Annotated in this window: 14 protein-coding genes; 6 read left to right on the top strand and 8 right to left on the bottom strand. The window is 64.7% G+C overall.

Annotated elements, in window-relative coordinates:
* The first annotated feature begins 12 nt into the window (after window positions 1-12).
* The 3 genes from KEM60_RS05635 to KEM60_RS05645 all read left to right on the top strand — a co-directional run bounded on the left by KEM60_RS05635 (window position 13) and on the right by KEM60_RS05645 (window position 2,343).
* Window positions 13-432, top strand: a complete 420-nt coding sequence (locus KEM60_RS05635) for a hypothetical protein (protein ID WP_219106490.1) — start codon at window positions 13-15, stop codon at window positions 430-432.
* Between the two features lie 224 nt (window positions 433-656).
* Complete coding sequence (locus KEM60_RS05640) at window positions 657-842, top strand: hypothetical protein (RefSeq protein ID WP_219106491.1); 186 nt, start codon at window positions 657-659, stop codon at window positions 840-842.
* Window positions 843-1,020: 178 nt separating this feature from the next.
* Window positions 1,021-2,343, top strand: coding sequence for an MFS transporter (locus tag KEM60_RS05645; RefSeq protein ID WP_219106492.1), 1,323 nt, complete (start codon window positions 1,021-1,023; stop codon window positions 2,341-2,343).
* 92 nt (window positions 2,344-2,435) lie between these two features.
* Here the strand turns inward: KEM60_RS05645 and KEM60_RS05650 are convergent, their stop codons facing one another.
* The 8 genes from KEM60_RS05650 to KEM60_RS05685 all read right to left on the bottom strand — a co-directional run bounded on the left by KEM60_RS05650 (window position 2,436) and on the right by KEM60_RS05685 (window position 10,789).
* Window positions 2,436-3,512 (bottom strand): aspartate-semialdehyde dehydrogenase, encoded by a 1,077-nt coding sequence (locus KEM60_RS05650; protein ID WP_370626304.1) that lies wholly within the window; start codon window positions 3,510-3,512, stop codon window positions 2,436-2,438.
* Between the two features lie 5 nt (window positions 3,513-3,517).
* On the bottom strand, window positions 3,518-4,840 hold the full coding sequence (locus tag KEM60_RS05655; protein WP_219106494.1) for an aspartate kinase: 1,323 nt from the start codon (window positions 4,838-4,840) through the stop codon (window positions 3,518-3,520).
* 174 nt (window positions 4,841-5,014) lie between these two features.
* Entirely contained in the window at window positions 5,015-5,602 is a 588-nt protein-coding gene (locus tag KEM60_RS05660; RefSeq protein ID WP_219106606.1) for a DUF5063 domain-containing protein, read from the bottom strand.
* A gap of 43 nt (window positions 5,603-5,645) precedes the next feature.
* On the bottom strand, window positions 5,646-6,245 hold the full coding sequence (gene recR / locus KEM60_RS05665) for a recombination mediator RecR (protein WP_219106495.1): 600 nt from the start codon (window positions 6,243-6,245) through the stop codon (window positions 5,646-5,648).
* A 63-nt stretch (window positions 6,246-6,308) separates the two neighbouring features.
* Window positions 6,309-6,989 (bottom strand): 1-acyl-sn-glycerol-3-phosphate acyltransferase, encoded by a 681-nt coding sequence (locus tag KEM60_RS05670; RefSeq protein WP_219106496.1) that lies wholly within the window; start codon window positions 6,987-6,989, stop codon window positions 6,309-6,311.
* A 118-nt stretch (window positions 6,990-7,107) separates the two neighbouring features.
* Window positions 7,108-10,284 (bottom strand): DNA polymerase III subunit gamma and tau, encoded by a 3,177-nt coding sequence (locus tag KEM60_RS05675; protein ID WP_219106497.1) that lies wholly within the window; start codon window positions 10,282-10,284, stop codon window positions 7,108-7,110.
* Window positions 10,281-10,445, bottom strand: coding sequence for a hypothetical protein (locus KEM60_RS05680; protein WP_219106498.1), 165 nt, complete (start codon window positions 10,443-10,445; stop codon window positions 10,281-10,283). The genes KEM60_RS05675 and KEM60_RS05680 overlap by 4 nt, the downstream gene beginning before the upstream one ends.
* Before the next feature lie 149 nt (window positions 10,446-10,594).
* The gene (locus tag KEM60_RS05685; RefSeq protein WP_219106499.1) at window positions 10,595-10,789 is read right to left on the bottom strand and encodes a hypothetical protein; all 195 of its coding nucleotides are present in this window, start codon (window positions 10,787-10,789) and stop codon (window positions 10,595-10,597) included.
* Between the two features lie 755 nt (window positions 10,790-11,544).
* Here KEM60_RS05685 and KEM60_RS05690 point away from each other — a divergent pair.
* The 3 genes from KEM60_RS05690 to KEM60_RS16755 all read left to right on the top strand — a co-directional run.
* On the top strand, window positions 11,545-12,093 hold the full coding sequence (locus tag KEM60_RS05690; protein ID WP_219106500.1) for a thioredoxin family protein: 549 nt from the start codon (window positions 11,545-11,547) through the stop codon (window positions 12,091-12,093).
* 67 nt (window positions 12,094-12,160) lie between these two features.
* On the top strand, window positions 12,161-12,898 hold the full coding sequence (locus KEM60_RS05695) for a cytochrome c biogenesis CcdA family protein (protein ID WP_219106501.1): 738 nt from the start codon (window positions 12,161-12,163) through the stop codon (window positions 12,896-12,898).
* Window positions 12,895-14,220: molybdopterin-dependent oxidoreductase (locus tag KEM60_RS16755; RefSeq protein WP_219106502.1), on the top strand; the 1,326-nt coding region annotated here is incomplete at its 3' end. The genes KEM60_RS05695 and KEM60_RS16755, both read left to right, overlap by 4 nt.

Below are 14,220 nucleotides of genomic sequence, written 5' to 3' on the forward strand. Positions count from 1 at the left end.
GGTGAGGTCGGTATGTCCGCTTCGGTGTCTCCGTCGTCCGAGGGGCAGGTCCCTCGCCGGGATCGGTGTCATGTCGATCCGTCCGGTCAGGTGTTGACTGATTCGGATCTGGCGATGTTGGCGCGCGCGTTGGGCCGGGTGGTGATTTGGCCCTCGCTGCGGGAGGCGGCGCCGTCGCAGGCCCGTCATGTCGCCGCGATCCGGACCCGAGTTTTCGGAGGCCGTGCCGGTGGCGACATGATCACCGCGATGCGGGAGTACGACGCCCGATACCGTTCCCAGCACGGCGTGGACGCGTTGGGGGCGGAATTCATTGCGGCGTGCGGGTTGACCTCAGCGTTGGCGGCAGCCAAGGATCGTCGTCGAGGTGCACCGGCGACCACGTCTGTTGACGTGGGCGGGGATGTGCTGCGGATGTGGTTGGGCGGTTGAACAGTGCTCAGCCACTGAGGCTGCTGCGACCGATTGGTGCGTGAGCGTCCAGATCGACGTTGTATCCAAGCAGGTCAGGACGGGGACAACAGCTCTGGACGTGCTTTCGTCCGATGTGTCACTCTTCAGGGACCCCCTGATCCAGGTCCAGGGATCGACCGTACCCTCCTGCACTAGTTGTGCGGACCCTCCCCGCGACGTTTCCGAGCCGAGGTGAGCACCACATGATGATCGAAGAAGGTCTGACACCCATCGATGAGGCCGAGCGACTCCGTCTCCAGGCAAGGGTTGACTCGCTGCGGCAGGCTGAGCGGCGGCACGCTGCCCGGCATGCTGCGGTCGCTGCGCAAAACCAGGCGGCGCTGCGTGCTGTCGGCCGCTTTGCGGGCAAGAAACCCACCCCGGTCTGAGTGCTGTGGGTGTGGGCCTCGGGGGCGAATCGTCTCCCGAGGCGTGCGGGTGTCCCCAACGCTCCGTGGTGACATGACGGCGATTCGTGCTGCCATGGCGTGTGCCAGACCGTGGCGCGGCACGCCGGAAAGGGATCCTGTGTGACCTCACCGCAGTGTTCCTGTCAGGATCGACGTCGTGTCGCCCCCATCCCGTGCTGAAGCTGCCCCTCCCTCCCCGTCTCCGCCGCCGTGGCGTCGCGGCCTGCGTGAACGTCTAGCGCTCCCCGATGTGACTGGTCATCGCCGGTTCGTGGTGGCCATGGCTGTCGATGCCATCGGCAGCGGCGTATTCATGCCGTTGGCGGTGTTGTATTTCGTCCGAACCACCTCAGTGCCTTTGCCTGATGTGGGGTTGGCGATGTCGATTGCGGGGGTCACCGCTTTCCCGTGTGTCCCGTTGGTGGGGCACCTGGTGGATCGGATTGGTTCCAAACCCTTGCTTTTGTTAAGCAATCTGATTCAAGCGGCTGCCTATACGGGATTCACTATGGCCGACACTTTCGTGAGCATCACGGTGGTGTTGACGATGACGGCGTTGGGTCAGGCCACCTTCTGGGCGTCGTACGCGCCCACCGTGGCAGCGGTATCTGCTCCCGGTGAACGAGAGATTTGGTTCGGTTTCCTCAGTGCCCTGCGCAATGTAGGGCTGTCGGTGGGTGGCCTGGTGGCCGGGATCGCAGTGTGGGCCGGGACCACGACAGCTTTCCACGCAACAGTGCTGGTCAACGCAGCATCCTATGTGGTGGCTTTTGGGTTGTTATGGGGGTTGACAACGCGAACCTATCTAGCTCACGACGACGAAAGTCATGGCGGCTGGGGTGCGATTCTGCGGGACTGGGACTACATGTTGCTGGTGCTGGCGAATTTCAGTTATTCGCTGGCTGGTCTCGCGTTGACGCTGGCGATCCCGGTGTATGTCGCTGAAATCTTGCGCCTCCCCGGCTGGGTCGTCGGGGCGTTGTACGTCGTCAACACCGTGATGGTGGGTTTTGGTCAAAGCGCTGTCATTCAGGCCATGACCGGACATCGGCGGTGGCGGATCTATCTGCTGGGCCAGGTGTTTTTCACCTGCGGGTATATCGGAATGGCGGTATTGGGCTGGCTGTCTACGACGGTGGCGATCATGGGGATCTTCGTGGCAGTGGCGATATACACCCTCGGTGAGTTGCTGGGTGCCCCGGTGCTTTCGGCCGTGGCGGTGGAGTCTCGTCCCGCAGCATTGCGGGGACGCTACATGAGCCTGTACCAGTTGTCCTGGGCGGTCGGCGCGATTGTCGCCCCGGCGGCGTTCACTCGGTTGTTGGGTGCGGGACCGTTGCATGTGTGGTGGGTGCTGATCGCGGTGTCAGCTGTGGGTGCGGCATTGGCGCCGTTGTTGGCTAAGCGGTTGCCTGTCGCGGCTGGACGAGTCACCAATGCCACGAGTGGCGGAGGGTCTGGTCCGACCAGCGCGGCCTGAGATCAGGTACGGCGACGCCGGTGGGGCCTGCTGCAATAGCAGGCCCCACCGGCGTTGTCTGAGGTGAGTGCCTCAGGACATGCGGTAGCGGCTCAGAGCTGGCCGGTGAGTTCCGCGCAGACCAGTTCGGCGATCTGGGCGGTATTCAGTGCTGCGCCCTTGCGCAGGTTATCGCCGCACACAAAGAGTTCAATGGTGTGGGGGAAGTCCAGGGCTTGCCGCATCCGGCCGACGAACGTCGGGTCGCTGCCCACCACATCCGCAGGGGTCGGCCATTCGCTGTGCTCCGGGTCGTCGAGGACCACGACGCTCGGCGCCTGGACCAGCGCTTCCCGTGCCTCTTCCACCGTGATGGGACGGCTGAACGTCGCATGCACGGCCAACGAGTGCGTCGTGACCACCGGGACCCGCACACAGGTCGCTGAGACTTTCAGGTCCGGGATACCCAGAATCTTGCGAGATTCGTTGCGGACCTTCAGCTCTTCACTGCTCCAACCGCCATCCTTGACCGACCCCGCCCAGGGGACGACGTTCATGGCCAGTGGCGCCGGGAAGGGCGATTCCAAACCGAGTTTGCTGTCGATAAGTCGACGGACGTCACCGGTACGGCTACCGACCTGTTCGCCAGCGACCGTGTCGATTTCGGCGTACAGCCGGTCCACCCCAGGCTGGCCCGCACCGGAAGCAGCCTGATACGAGGCAACGACCAATTCGGTGAGTTCCCACCCGGCGTGCAGGGCACCCAGGGCGTCCATCATCGTCAAGGTGGTGCAGTTCGGGTTGGCGATGATGCCCTTGGGGCGGTTCTTCACCTGCGCCGGGTTGACTTCCGGGACCACCAAGGGGACATCAGGGTCCATGCGGAAGGCCCCTGAGTTGTCGACGACCACTGCGCCCCGGGCAGCCGCGACCGGCGCCCATTGCGCGGACACATCATCCGGTACGTCGAACATGGCCACGTCGACCCCGTCAAAGACTTCCGGGGTCAACGCTTCGACCACGACATCTTCACCGCGGACCTGGAGCACCTTGCCCGCAGAACGGGCCGAAGCCACCAATTTGATCTGGCCCCACACGTCCTGGCGGCTGGACAGGATCGACAGCATCACGCTGCCGACGGCACCGGTCGCTCCGACGACTGCCAGGGTCGGTTTCCCGGTTTCGTTCATGCTGCTCATCGTCCGGTCCCTCCGTAAACGACGGCCTCACCCTCGCTGGAGTCCAGGCCGAATGCAGTGTGCACCGCACGCACTGCGTCATCCAGCTGGTCGTCGCTGGTGACCACAGAGATGCGGATCTCCGAGGTGGAAATCATCTCGATGTTGATGTCGGCGTCGGAGAGCGCCTGGAACAGTTTGGCCGAAACTCCCGGGTTGGTCCGCATCCCGGCTCCGACCAGGGACAACTTGCCGACGTGGTCATCGAACTGCAGCGAGACGAAACCGAGCGTGTCCCGGGCCTTGTCCAGAGCCTTGACGACCCGGTCGCCCTCGTTGCGGGGCAGGGTGAAGGAAATGTCAGTGCAGCCAGTCTCCACCGAGGAGACGTTCTGCACGATCATGTCGACATTGGCCTCAGCCTCAGCCACCGTCGCAAAGATCTTTGCGGCGTAACCAGGACGGTCAGGCACGCCTACGACCGTGATCTTCGCCTCGCTTCGGTCGTGCGCCACGCCGGAGATGATGGGTGCCTCCACGGTCACTCCTTCTTCGCTGTCCTGATGGAGCTGACAATTCGTTGTCCCGAGATCACCCGCAGCAGCAGGCTGGTCGGTGATGATCGTGCCTTCTTTGGCAGAGAAGGACGACCGGACGTGGATCGGGATCTGATAGCGCCGCGCGTATTCCACGCAACGCAGATGCAGGATTTTGGCGCCGTTCGCTGCCAGTTCCAGCATCTCCTCAGTGGAGATCCGAGAAATATGCCGGGCGGCGGGCACGATCCGCGGGTCGGCGGTAAACACCCCGTCGACGTCGGTGTAGATCTCACAGACATCTGCGGACATCGCGGCAGCCAAGGCCACCGCGGTGGTGTCCGAACCGCCACGACCCAACGTCGTGATGTTTTTCGTGGTCTGGCTGACCCCTTGGAAACCAGCGACGATAGCGATATGGCCTTCAGCCAGCGCCTTCGTGATCCGCCCGGGGGTGATGTCAATGATCCGAGCTTTGCCATGAGCTTCATCAGTGATCACCCCGGCTTGGCTGCCGGTAAAGGACAACGCCGAATATCCCAGGTTGGCGATGGCCATCGCCAACACCGCCATTGAGATGCGTTCACCAGCGGTGAGCAACATGTCGAGCTCTCGGGCTGGGGGCAGCGGGGTCACCTGTTGGGCGAGGTCCATCAGGTCGTCGGTCGTGTCACCCATAGCGGACACGACGACCACGACGTCATGACCAGCTTTTTTAGTCTCCACGATCCGTCGGGCGACACGCTTGACACTTTCGGCATCGGCGACGGACGAGCCGCCGTACTTCTGGACGACCAGACTCACGTTTTCCTCGCAGACTGCAGGCAGAGGGACCGTTGACGAAAGTGGAGTTTATTCGGTGAGGCAGAAGGCACCCCGAGCGGCCCGCCCCACGAGACGACATCGTGATGTCACCTTCACCAGACAAAGTTCCGCTTGTCACAGCTGCTGGTACGACGTCGCCAGCGGTGACAGTCGTCACCGATGCAAAGCGTCGAACTCGGCTTCGGAGACGGCCTCTTCGTCAGCGTCCAACCGGATATGCCCGATGATCGACTGCAGAGCACGCAACGCACCAGCGGCCCGCGAACCCCAGTCGGACAGATAGCTGAACTGCCACCACCACAGGGCTTCGCTGATCCGCCCCTCGGCGTAATGTCGCAGCCCATGCACCAACGCCGAAGCGACCTCTGTCAGCTCTCCTGACAGGGTGGAGCTGGTCAACTCCGGAGTCGTTAACGGGTCGATGACCTCGACGTATTCGTCTAGTCCGGTCAGCAACGCAGCCAACCCGTCACGGAGTTTTTCGACGTCGAAATCCGAACCCAGGTCTGCTTCAAACTGCTCCGCTGGGACAACGTCGGTGATCGCGCCTAGCCGAGCTCCAGTGACCAGGATTTGCGACGTGGCCAGCAACAACAACGGAATAGCCTGGTCCGGGGACTCTCCTGCACCCACTGCTCGGAGAACGGCGAGGAACTGGCGCGCTTCGTGGGCGGTTTCTTCGCCGAGCTGAGCCAGATCGTCATCGACGACCTCCGCGTCGGTGACGTCATCGGTCGGCATCTGAGCCTCAGGCTCGGTGGAATCAGGGACACCCGTGCTGATTTCAGCCATTGAGCAACCTCCTGCCTTCAAAGGCTCGTCCGAGAGTGACCTCGTCGGCGTATTCCAGGTCGCCACCGACCGGCAGGCCGGAAGCCAGGCGCGTCACTCGCACCTCAAGGGGGGCCAGGAGACGCGCTAGATATGCGGCGGTCGCCTCACCCTCCAGGTTGGGATCGGTGGCGATGATGACTTCACCGACCTGACCGTCAGCGAGACGGGTGAACAGTTGGGCGCAGCGCAGATCGTCTGGGCCGATGCCGTCCATGGGGCTGATCGCGCCGCCGAGCACGTGGTAGCGTCCGCGGAACTCCCGGGTGCGTTCGATGGCGATGACATCCCTGGGTTCTTCCACCACACAGATCGCGGTGGGATCCCGGCGAGGGTCAGCGCAAATACGACACTGCTCCTCTTCAGCGACATTGCCGCACACCACGCAGAAACGCACCTTCTCCTTGACCCGCACCAAGGCTTCGACGAGATGTCGCACGTCCACCTCATCGGCCTGCAACAGGTGGAAGGCGATGCGTTGCGCGCCCTTTGGACCGACCCCGGGCAACCGCCCGAGCTCGTCGATCAGGTCCTGGACCGCTCCTTCATACACGACAACCAGCCTATCGGCGATAGCCGACAAGACCGAGTGTCTGAACGACAGCGCAGGTCAGCGCTAGGGCTGTGCCGGCCGAGTGTGATACTCCCCCGCCCATTCCTGACCGCTCATCGCCTGGATGGCAGCCATCACCTCGTCAGTGATCTCCCGGCGGGCCCGCCCAGGGGGCATGTCGGCGTACCGCGGCCGCAGATCCATCGCCGGGCCGAACTGCACACTGACCCGCGCCGGTCGAGGGATCCGAGCACCAACAGGTTGGATCCGTTCAGTGCCGCGCAGGGCGACGGGCACCACTGGAGCCCCGGAAGTCAGCACCAGATGACCCAGTCCGGTGTGTCCCCGGTAGAGCCGTCCATCACGAGACCGGGTGCCCTCCGGGTAGATCCCAAACGCCCCGTCGTCAGCTAACACCTGCAAGGCCACGTCCAGAGACTGTTGCGCGGCCCGGGTGGCGTTTCGATCGACGGGAATGGTGCCAGCAGCGGTGAAGAAAAATCGGTTCCACGCTCCGGTCAGACCACGGCCGGTGAAGTAGTCAGATTTGGCGAGGAACGTGATCGGTCGCGGGGAAACCGCAGGCAGGATGATGCTGTCAAAGAAGGACAGGTGGTTGCTGGCGATGATGACCGGCCCGGCCGCTGGAATATGCTCGGCACCGGTGACACGAGCCCGCAACACGATGCGCAGCAGCGGCGCGATGACCGCGCGGGATGTCGTATAGAACCTGGTTCCCTCCACGGTCGCCGAGCCTAGCCTTGCCGGTCGGTGACTCGCGCGTCACCATGCTGATCTTCCGGCACCGGTGCCCTCCCGAGGCGCTCGCCAGCGCGCCGTACGGCGGCGGCAGCCTGACTGGTTAAGAGTCGTATTCGTCGATCACCACTCCGCCCAACACCGCAGCGATGACAGATTGGCCGACAGCACCCGCACCAGCGATATCTTCGTCATCGTCGCTGATCCCTGACGCGTCGAGGTCACTGATCGGACCGGACGTCATCGCTGGGCTGACCTGGCCTGCAGCCGATACCGCGGTCTCGCTCGCACCGGCGGCTCCTCGCGGGCCCTTTCCTTGGCTTTTCTGCTCTTCCAGAGCCGCTTTGGCTCGTTGGAAGGCCGACATACGTCCAGAGCCTCGGCTAGGAGGTACTGCGGTTGCTGGTACTGGTTGGGGTGTCACTGCTGTCGATGGGGGTGCCGCTAGCGCAGAGTCTGGAGTGGCCGGGGTCAGCACGGTGTCCGTAGATCCCTGGTCGTCGACCAGGGGAGGTACGACGGATTCGCCGGTGCCATCCTGGGCGTCGCCGATGCTGCTGGCGGTGTCATCAGCGGGATCGAGACCTCCGGTCGCCCCGGGTCCGGCAATGCCATGTCCAGCGGTGCGTCCGGCGACGTCATGTCCTGCGGTGTCATGTCCAGCTGGGGTGGCGAAGGACACCGCAGGAGTGCCGGCAGCGGAGCTGACCGGGGCGGTGGTCGCGGCCGCGCTGTCCTGCGGGGGCAACCATTCCTCTTCGGGCCACGCGTCGTCGTAGTCCTCTTCGGGGGGCGGTTCGACTGGAGGTGCCCACGATTGAGGCGACGACTGACGAGCGCGGGAGGTGCCCGGCCCGGCCTTGGCGGGAGCCGAGGCCGACCTCATCAGGGCAGAAGCGTGGGGGGCCTGCGGCACGCGGGGTCCGGCGGCAGGTGCCGTTTCCCGTCGTGCCGCGGGTTGCCCGGGGGGGATTTCTCCCCCTGGTCCACGCCCCCTTTTCGGGCCACGGACTGTCGGGTCTTGGACCCTAGGCCTGCCTGCGTCCCGGGGCTCGGGTCGCGGCGTCATCGGTCGGGGGTGTGGCGGAGGTGGCGCAGTCTGCCGGGTAGGGGGAGGTGGCTGCGCTGACGCAGCAGCGATGGGGCGGGTCCCACGGTCAGCAGTCGGCGGTGGGGTGGTCATCGTGCTGCGCGGTTGCCCCAACGGCATCGTCGCAGCGCTGTCAGCCCCTCGTGAAGGCATCGGCACAGCTTCGACCTGCACGTCAAGACCTAAAGCAGCGTGGACCGCCTGCTGGACGATCTGGGGATGCGAGCCCTGATGGAAGGTGTGAGTCAAACCTTCGGTCGCGATACCGAGGACAAGTCGCCGCCCGTCGAAGGACAACACTTGGGCATGTTCGGACAGAAACGACCAGGTCACGCGGCGTATCGCGATGATCTTGCCGAGGACATCGGGCCAGCTGTGCCGCATGGCGTCGGTATCCAACCGGGCTGCGCCCCGCGAGGGGGCCTGTCCCGGCGAAGAGGGCCGACTCTGCGGGTGAGCTTGCCCCTGTGGGTGAGCCTGTCCCTGCGGGTGAGCTTGCCCCTGTGGGTGAGCCTGTCCCTGCGGGTGAGCTTGCCCCTGTGGGTGAGCCTGCCCCTGTGGAGCGGTCTGGCCCTGTGAATGAATCTGCCCCGATGGATAAGGCTGCCGCTGCGGTGGGGGGTCGCCGTGCTGCTGGCCCGGTCGGTGCTGTCGGTCTGGGCTGTGTGGTAGATCCGCTCCGTGCTGCTGCGGGGGCTGCTGCGGCATTCGGGTGCGTTGGGGTTGCTGCTGCTCGGGAATCCGTTCGGTGGGCTGGGCTGGGGCAACCATCGGGACGGTGGGGGCGCCAGCCGCGGGTTGAGCTGAAACGGCAGGTGCTGATGTGCCTTGACCCGGTGCCGCTTGACCTGCTGACGCAGAGGCCCCGCCTCGTAGCTGGGCCAGCGCCGCGCGGGCCGCGTCACGCCCGCTGAGTCCCCCTGGGGACGCGACAGGTGAGGCACCCTCACCGGGATAGGCAGTCGATCCATCACGGTCACCTTGAACGCCAAAGTCACCAGTGTGTCCAGTCGTGGCCACAGGAGTGACACCGCCCTGCTGGACATGTCGTTCAAGACGATCCAGTCGTGCGGCGTACCCCTGCTCCCCCGATGCGGCGGGCAGCAGCAACCGGGCGCAGATCAGCTCCAGTTGCAACCGCGGTGATGTCGCTCCACTCAACGCAGTTAGCCCGGCGTTGACCAAGTCCGCGCAACGCGACAGCTCCCCTTGCCCGAACGACGACGCCTGATGGCGCATCCGGTCGACCTGGTCGGCGGGCAACCCACGCAGCACCGCGGCCGCGTCATCGGATGCTGCCAGAACAATGAGATCCCGGAAGCGTTCCAGCAAGTCCTCGACAAACCGCCGCGGGTCGTGGCCGGTTTCGACGACCCGGTCAACATGACGGAACACTGCTCCCCCATCGCCTGCGGCTAATGCCTCAACGACGGAGTCGAGCAGTTCGCTTTCGGTGAATCCCAGCAGGGCGGCCGCTCCGGCGTACGTCAGCCCCTGCTGACCCGACCCAGCGATGAGCTGATCCAAGACGGACAACGAATCCCGCACCGACCCACCCCCAGCGCGCACCACGAACGGCAACACTCCCGGCTCCACCGGGACCCCTTCGCGGTGGCACAACTCCTGCAGGTAGTCGCTCAGCCGTTGCGGCGGCACCAGACGGAACGGGTAATGGTGGGTGCGGGAGCGGATCGTGCCGATGACCTTTTCCGGCTCGGTGGTCGCAAAGACAAACTTCACGTGCGCTGGAGGTTCTTCGACGATCTTCAGCAGGGCATTGAACCCCTGCGGAGTGACCATGTGGGCCTCGTCGATGATGTACACCTTGAACCGCGACTGCGCTGGACCGTACGCCGCTTTTTCACGCAGGTCACGGGCGTCGTCGACACCACCATGGCTCGCGGCGTCGATTTCAATGACGTCGACGCTCCCCGGACCGCCGGTGGCCAGAGCCACACAGGAAGGGCACTGGCCACAGGGCGTGGGCGTCGGGCCCTGCTCACAGTTCAAGCAGCGAGCAAGGATCCGGGCGCTCGTCGTCTTACCGCAGCCACGAGGGCCACTGAAAAGATATGCGTGCCCGATGCGGCCGGTGCGCAAAGCCTGCATCAGTGGTTCGGTGACGTGTTCCTGACCGATCACGTCGGCGAAGGACTGCGGCCGGTAGCGGCGGTACAGGGCTGTGCTCACCCAACGACCCTAGCGGGCCGCACCGACATCGCTACTGTGTCGATGCCCACCTCAAGGTGCGCGGCACGGGAAGCCGCCACCAGCATCCCGCCTCGATGCGCCTCACCATCACCGGGAAGAACTTTGGTACGCCGACGTACTCGCCGGGCAGCTGGGATCACGGCGGTGCAGCTGTCACATGCTTGATCGTCCAGCGAAGAGCTGTCACTTCTCTGTCACCAGCTCACTCACCACCGCTCGAGTCCATTCGGCATAGCGCTCGCCCTGGGATCACCCACTCACCAGGGCATAGCTCCCGCCCTGGGATCACTCACTCACCAGGACGTGACGCGCAGGCTTGATCCCCCTTCATCCTCAATGCCACCCCTGTCGAGAAGAGCAAAGTGACATAGGGGAGATACAGCATGGGTCCCAATGGCAGGAAGTAAGACATCGCTGCGAGCACTGCGGCCACCCCCATGAGCAGGATCGACACCGGACGATAAGGCAGTCCCAAAACTGTCATTAACTTCACCTTTGCTCACCCTGAAAACATCCCGCAAAAACATTAACTGCAAAGTCGATCGGCGGGAATTAATTCAGATAAATTAGCGCGCCGACCCCATGTTGAGCCATCGCGATGCTCAGCGTACCATTCACTCCCCCAGGGCTCCTCACCCAAACAGCTGAGCACAGCCAAGATCTTCCCTGATTCCACTGGCCAGCACCTTCCGCCACACCGTTCCTGCTGTTCACAGGACCACCACGATTCACGGCAGAGCCATTTGGTGAGAAAACCGCAATGATTCCCACACACATGATGCACTCACAAAAGCAAAACGGCTCGCGCCCATCAGTGCACATCCGATTCAGCAGGAAAGCCACATCCCCGCCAACGTCAGATCCGCACCGTCGTACCTGCCGACCCTTCTCCGTCTGACACTACCCAACCCACCCGCTCCCCCAACCCGCCCACGGGCGGGAAGGCAGCACCCAAACCCGCCCACGGGCGAGTAGGGGGCTCGGTAGTAGCTGCGGCGAGCAGCAAGTGAGGTGAGGTCGGCTTAAGAGTGAACGCAGGCAAAGTGGCGCCAGGTGGGCGCAGGGGAGGCCAGCGGGTGAGGTCTGGGACCGACAGCGCGTGAGATGCAGGCAGTGCTGACGACACGGCGGCACACATGACGGATGTCGCAGCACCGCAGATCGGGCGGCGTAGAGACGTCAGCATTCTGTAAGAACTTCGCAATGGAGTATGACGTGATCGCCGTCCAGCCTGGTCGTATGAACACAGCACGCACTCTCACCACCGCCGCTCTCGCTCTGTCCGCTGTCCTGACTTTGGGGGCTTGCGGTGATCAGAACGGCGCCGCAGCAGGATCCACTGCCTCGTCGTCCTCCACGTCTGGGATGTCTGCCACGTCTGGGATGTCTGCCACGACGGGCGCGGGGATGACTGGCGACAAGGGCGGGATGGCCTCCACTGGCGGGATGGCCGACAAGAGCGACAGCAAGGACATGAAGGCGGGACGGTATGAGTCGTACGCCGATTATGAGGCGCACCGGGACATGGCCCACCAGGGCAAGGTCGTGTTGTTTTTCGCAGCGTCGTGGTGCCCAGACTGCCAGGCCACTGACAAAGCGTTGATGTCGAGCGGGGTGCCCTCTGGGTTGACGGTGGTGAAGGTGGACTTTGACAAGTCCGATGAGCTGAAGAAGAAGTATGGGGTCACTCAGCAGCACACGTTTGTGCAGGTAGATGCGTCGGGGATGAAGGTCGCCGCCTGGTCGGGCAGCAAGGATGGCGCGGCGATCGCGGCGAAGACTCGCTGAGCCGCTCCCCCACTCCGCTGCCTCTGTCGTCCTCCGCCCCTGTCGTTCGATTTTTGGGAAGTTCTTCATGACGTTGTTTGTTGGCGCGTTGCTCGCTGGTGTGTTGACTGTGCTTGCCCCGTGCGTGCTGCCGTTGTTGCCGATCACGGTGGCTGGCTCGGCGGTCCCTGGTGAGCGATGGTCGGGGACGCCTCGGGCGTTGCTGGTCACGGCGTCGTTGGGGATGTCGGTGGTGGTGTTTACGGTGCTGCTGAAAGCATCGACGGCACTCATTGAGGTGCCAGCTCGGGCGTGGCCGGTGCTGTCTGGGCTGGTGTTGGTGGTGATGGGTGCCGTCACGGTGTTTCCACAGGTGTGGGACATGGTCTCGGCGTGGACGGGATGGCAGGCCCGGTCGGGTGCAGGTTTGGGTGCGGCGCGGCGCCGGTCTGGGGCGTGGGGGGCGATCTTGACTGGCGCCGCGTTGGGTCCGGCGTTTTCTTCGTGCAGTCCGTTGTATGCGTATGTCGTGGTCACTGTCCTGCCTGCGCAGTTTGGGCAGGGTCTGGTGTTGTTGTCGGCGTACGCCGTGGGATTGTGCGCGATGTTGCTGCTGGTGGCGTTGGCCGGGCAGCGGGTGATTCGTCGCCTTGGGTGGGCGGCGGATCCGCACGGGTCGGTACGTCGTGGGTTGGGCGTGGTGATGGTGGCGATCGGTCTGATGGTGTTAACGGGCGTTGATCACCAGCTGCAGACGTGGATTGTGCAGTATTCGCCGGTGGCTCCGTGGGATCTGGACCGGATGCTGCTGCCGGAGGGGTCATGACCAGCGCGTCGGGGCCTCACACGCCGGGTCCGTCTCAAGCGTCGGCATCCAACGAGTTGCCGCACACGCCGACATGGGTGGATGGGCTGTCCGGGGTGGTGTCGGCGGCGGTCGGCTGCGCGGGCGGCCAGCTGGTGGCGCTCGCGGTGGATCCGACGGCTGCTCCGGTGGCGGCGGTGGGTGCGGTCGTGGTGGATCTGGTGCCGGGGTGGTTGAAGGACTGGGCGATCACGGCGTTCGGCACCGCTGACAAGGCGGTGTTGTTGCTGGGTGTGGTGGCGGCGGTTGTGGTTGCCGCGTGGTGTGCGGGGGTGGCTGGTCGGCGCGGGTGGGGTCATGCGGCGGCTGGTTTAGCGGTGCTCGGTGGGGCCGGGGTCGGCGCGGTGGCGTGGCGTTCGACGGTGGAGCCGTTGTCCTTTGTCCCGGCGGGGTGCGCGGTGGTGATGTGCGGGTTGTGCCATGCCGCGGTGTATCGGCTGGCCCGGCCGTGGGAGCAGGTGCCGGAACCCTCGGGCGGGGAGACCGTCGCGGCGCAGGTCGTGCCGGTCCGGCCGGGTGCGGCGGTGGTGGATCGACGGACGTTCGCGATGGGTGGGGCGGCGGCGCTGCTGACGTCTGGGGCGGTGTTGGTGGTGACCTCTCGTACGACGGGGCCGCCCTCGCCGGTGTCATTGCCGGTGCCGGCGCAGCGACTGCCGCAGCTCCCTGCGGGGGTCGACGTACCAGAGGTTTCGCCGCTGCGGACGCCGCAGCAGGATTTCTTCCGGATCGACATTGCGTTGGTGCCGCCGCGGATTGATACCGCGACCTGGCGGTTGACTGTCGACGGGATGGTGGAGGCGCCGTTCTCGTGGACCTGGGAGGAGTTGCTGGCGCAGCCGATGGTGGAACGGGACATCACGTTGACTTGTGTGTCTAACGAGGTGGGTGGCGAGTTGTGTGGGAGTGGCCGGTGGTGGGGAGTGCCGGTGGCGCCCTTGCTCCGGCGAGCGCGGCCGTTGGCGGATGCTGATCAGGTGTTGTCGCGGGCGGCGGATGGGTTTACGGCGAGTACGCCGTTGGAGACATTGTGGGACGGGCGGGATGCGTTGATTGCGGTGGCGTTGAACGGGGAGCCGTTGTCGCGGGTGCATGGCGCTCCGGCGCGGCTGTTGGTGCCGGGTGTGTATGGGTATGTCGGGGCGACGAAGTGGTTGACGGGGTTGACGGTGTCGACATTTGCGAAGGAGGCGGCGTATTGGACGACTCGCGGGTGGTCTGATCGGGGGCCGGTGAAGATGTCGTCGCGGATTGATGCGCCGCGGCAGGGGGCGGTGGTGTCG

It is taken from the genome of Austwickia sp. TVS 96-490-7B (assembly GCF_019331795.1).
Lineage (GTDB): Bacteria > Actinomycetota > Actinomycetes > Actinomycetales > Dermatophilaceae > Austwickia.

What these genes read in the sequence shown, in the direction of transcription:
- KEM60_RS05635 (WP_219106490.1), top strand. Translation starts at nt 13, where the DNA reads ATGTCCGCTTCGGTGTCTCCGTCGTCCGAGGGGCAGGTCCCTCGCCGG.
- KEM60_RS05640 (WP_219106491.1), top strand. Translation starts at nt 657, where the DNA reads ATGATGATCGAAGAAGGTCTGACACCCATCGATGAGGCCGAGCGACTC.
- KEM60_RS05650 (WP_370626304.1), bottom strand. Translation starts at nt 3,512, where the DNA reads ATGAACGAAACCGGGAAACCGACCCTGGCAGTCGTCGGAGCGACCGGT.
- KEM60_RS05660 (WP_219106606.1), bottom strand. Translation starts at nt 5,602, where the DNA reads ATGCCGACCGATGACGTCACCGACGCGGAGGTCGTCGATGACGATCTG.
- KEM60_RS05685 (WP_219106499.1), bottom strand. Translation starts at nt 10,789, where the DNA reads ATGACAGTTTTGGGACTGCCTTATCGTCCGGTGTCGATCCTGCTCATG.
- KEM60_RS05690 (WP_219106500.1), top strand. Translation starts at nt 11,545, where the DNA reads ATGAACACAGCACGCACTCTCACCACCGCCGCTCTCGCTCTGTCCGCT.
- KEM60_RS05695 (WP_219106501.1), top strand. Translation starts at nt 12,161, where the DNA reads ATGACGTTGTTTGTTGGCGCGTTGCTCGCTGGTGTGTTGACTGTGCTT.